This is a genomic window from Streptomyces murinus (assembly GCF_002154555.1).
Classification (GTDB): domain Bacteria; phylum Actinomycetota; class Actinomycetes; order Streptomycetales; family Streptomycetaceae; genus Streptomyces; species Streptomyces murinus.
This window is the reverse complement of record NZ_MUNF01001087.1, coordinates 1-570: the sequence shown is the minus strand read 5'-3', so window position 1 is coordinate 570 and position 570 is coordinate 1. Positions and strand designations below refer to the sequence as shown.

At 74.4% G+C, this 570-nt stretch carries 1 protein-coding gene; it reads left to right on the top strand.

Features of this window, described 5'->3' with window-relative positions; translation table 11 throughout:
* Positions 1–486, top strand: a 486-nt coding sequence (locus tag CCN72_RS37810; protein WP_244174692.1) for a GDSL-type esterase/lipase family protein, incomplete at its 5' end; no start/stop codon positions are given.
* Between the last annotated feature and the right edge of the window lie 84 nt (positions 487–570).

Below are 570 nucleotides of genomic sequence, written 5' to 3'. Positions count from 1 at the left end.
CTCGCCGACGGGCTCGGCCGCCCCGCGGAGAACCAGAGCGGGCTGGGCCGCTTCGGGCGGGACGCGCTCTCCCGCACCGACGTCAAGGTCGTCGTCATCGACCTCGGCATCAACGACATCCTGCGCGACCCGCGCCTCGACGGCCCCGACCGCATCCTCGCCGGCCTGCGCACCCTGGTCCGCGAGGCCCACGCGCGCGGTCTGAAGGTCGTGGGGGCGACCCTGATGCCGTTCAAGGGCCACCGGGGCTGGACCCCCGCCCGGGAGGCCGTACGCCAGCAGATCAACGCGGAGATCCGCGCGGGCCGGGTGTACGACGCGGTCGCCGACTTCGACAAGGCCCTCCGCGACCCCTACGACCCCCGCCGCCTGCGCCCCGACTACGACTCGGGCGACCATCTCCACCCCAGCGACCTCGGCTTCGCCACGATGGCCAAGGTCTTCGACCTGCGGACGCTGAAGGGCGGCGGACAGGCGGAGCTGTGAGACGGGGCGGCCGACGCTCGAAAGCGGGCGTCAGCGGTTCATGAGCGGGCAGGGCGACCGGGGGCCGGCGCCGAGGGTGGACGG